This window comes from Bifidobacterium sp. UBA6881 (assembly GCA_002451435.1).
Classification (GTDB): domain Bacteria; phylum Actinomycetota; class Actinomycetes; order Actinomycetales; family Bifidobacteriaceae; genus Bifidobacterium.
Map to the genome: position 1 here is coordinate 1 of DKCF01000035.1, position 2,334 is coordinate 2,334.

Sequence of the window (2,334 nt, forward strand, 5' to 3'; positions counted from 1 at the left end):
TGCTTCGTGGACGCCGCGACCAAGACCTACCTTGAGGAGCTTGGCGGCATGAACATGATGGTCGTGCACAAGGACGGTCACGTGGAGACCCCGTCCCTGACCGGCAACATCCTGCCGGGCGTGACGCGTCGTTCCCTGATCCAGCTGCTGCAGGACCAGGGTCGTGATGTGGTCGAGACCATGATCAGGCTGGACCAGCTGCTTGAAGACATCAAGTCCGGCGAGGTCACCGAAGTGTTCGCTTGCGGTACCGCGGCCATCATCACCCCGATCGGTCGCTTCAAGTCCGAGAAGTTCGACGTGACCGTTGCCGATGGCGGTTCCGGCGAGCTGACCGTCGCGCTGCGCAACCAGCTGCTTGGCATCCAGCTCGGCGAAGTCGAGGATCCGCACAACTGGATGTGGAAGGTCTGCTGATTTTCCCATCGCTGGTCTGCCTGAGATAACGATGGACCGCCGGAGGGCGGGCTATGGTCATGACGCCTATATGTTCCGGGCCTTATTGCCTTGGAACGTGTGCCGTGGCCATAGCCCGCCCTCCGTTTTTTATTGCGCGCGCCGTGTCCGGGCTGTGGTACTTTTGTTGTCGTTCGGAAATGGGGAAACGCTAAAAAGGGAAGAAGGGGAGAGGCATGGAAATGGCGCTGGAGAGCAATGGCTTCTTCATGGGCATCGAATATCTGGCGACATTCTGCTGTGGCATGGTCGGAGGCTTGGCCGCAGTGCGCAAGGGATACGACATTTTCGCGATTCTCGTCACCACATGGCTGACCGCATTGGGCGGCGGCATCATCCGCGATGTGCTGTTGGGCGCGCTCCCGCCATCCGGTGTATCCGACAAGGGATTGGTGATGACCGCCCTGCTGGCGGCCGTCACAGTGGCCATCATCCATCCCGAGGTGAACAGGCTGAAATGGTCCATGCTGTCATTGGACGCGTTGGCGTTGGGCCTGTATGCAGTCAACGGCACGTCGAAGGCGATGATGTACCACATGTCGGGCACCACCGCGGTGTTCCTGGGCATGTTCACCGCATTGGGTGGGGGATTGATCCGGGACATGCTCATCAACGAGGTGCCCATGGTGATTCGCGACAGACACTGGTACGCGGTTCCATCCGCGGTGGGATGCGTGCTGACCGTGTTGGTGTGCAAGGGAGTGAATGCCGGATTCATCGGATTTCCGGCGGAAGTGGCTCTGGATGTGCTCATCGTCGTACTGATGGTCGTCATGCGGTTGGTGTCGGTGATTTTCGACATCCAGCTTCCCGGCGCGCTGGTACGGCACAATACCTATCTGCCTGGCGAGGCCATTCGTCTTCGGAAAGAGGATGAACATGGTGCCACGCGGCGCCATAGGGAATGACGACGGACGGAAACCAAAAAGAAAACGGGGAGGCCCACAGACTAGGTCTGTGGGCCTCCCCGTTGATTCAGGCGTTATGCTCAGAGAGCGTTGATGGCCACGGCAAGACCGGACTTGCGGTTGGCGGCCTGGTTCTTGTGGATCACGCCAGCGCCAGCAGCCTTGTCGAGCTTCTGGGCGGCAACCTTGTAGGCTGCCTCGGCTGCGGACTTGTCTCCGGCCGCGATAGCCTCGCGGGTAGCGCGGACGGCAGTCTTCAGGCTGGACTTCACGGACACATTACGCTTGTGGGCCTTCTCGTTGGTGAGAACGCGCTTCTTCTGCGACTTGATGTTTGCCACTATTACTCCAAACGACGTTTTCTATAAGGACATACAAACGAAGATGATAACATGGCGCGCGGATAAATCGCCAATGCGCCTGAGAGTGTCGCGGCGCGCACTGCCGATACTAGCAGTTAGAATCGAGTACGTTACGTATTTCACGAGGAGGATGGCGTGGGCCAGCAGCATAACCAGCCCGGTTTCACCGATCAGTCGTTGATCCGCAATTTCTGCATCATCGCACATATCGATCACGGCAAATCCACCGTGGCGGACCGCATATTGCAGCTGAGCGGCATCGTGCCGGAACGAGAAATGCGCGATCGCTTCCTCGACCGCATGGACATCGAGCAGGAACGCGGCATCACCATCAAATCGCAGGCCGTCCGCGTGCCGTGGACGTTCGACGGCACCGAATACACGCTCGGCATGATCGACACGCCGGGACACGTCGATTTCACCTATGAGGTGTCCCGCGCGTTGGCCGCATGCGAGGGAGCGGTGCTTCTCGTCGATGCGACGCAGGGCATCGAGGCGCAGACCCTGTCGAACCTCTACATGGCCATCGACCATGATCTGGCCATCATCCCCGTGTTGAACAAAATCGATCTTCCCAGCGCCGAACCCGACAAGCACGCCGAGGAGAT

The 2,334-nt window shown here is 59.3% G+C and carries 4 protein-coding genes; 3 read left to right on the forward strand and 1 reads right to left on the reverse strand.

Annotated features, from left to right (window positions below; genetic code table 11):
• Nucleotides 1-417: aminotransferase class IV (locus B3C64_RS02730; protein WP_291533564.1), on the forward strand; the 417-nt coding region annotated here is incomplete at its 5' end.
• A gap of 215 nt (nucleotides 418-632) precedes the next feature.
• Nucleotides 633-1,364, forward strand: a complete 732-nt coding sequence (locus tag B3C64_RS02735; RefSeq protein WP_291533567.1) for a trimeric intracellular cation channel family protein — start codon at nucleotides 633-635, stop codon at nucleotides 1,362-1,364.
• An 80-nt stretch (nucleotides 1,365-1,444) separates the two neighbouring features.
• On the opposite strand, the gene rpsT is transcribed toward B3C64_RS02735, so the two are convergent.
• On the reverse strand, nucleotides 1,445-1,705 hold the full coding sequence (gene rpsT, locus B3C64_RS02740; protein WP_291533569.1) for a 30S ribosomal protein S20: 261 nt from the start codon (nucleotides 1,703-1,705) through the stop codon (nucleotides 1,445-1,447).
• A 156-nt stretch (nucleotides 1,706-1,861) separates the two neighbouring features.
• Between rpsT and B3C64_RS02745 the strand changes: the two genes are divergently transcribed.
• The coding region (locus B3C64_RS02745) for a GTP-binding protein (RefSeq protein WP_291533571.1) at nucleotides 1,862-2,334 on the forward strand (473 nt) is incomplete at its 3' end.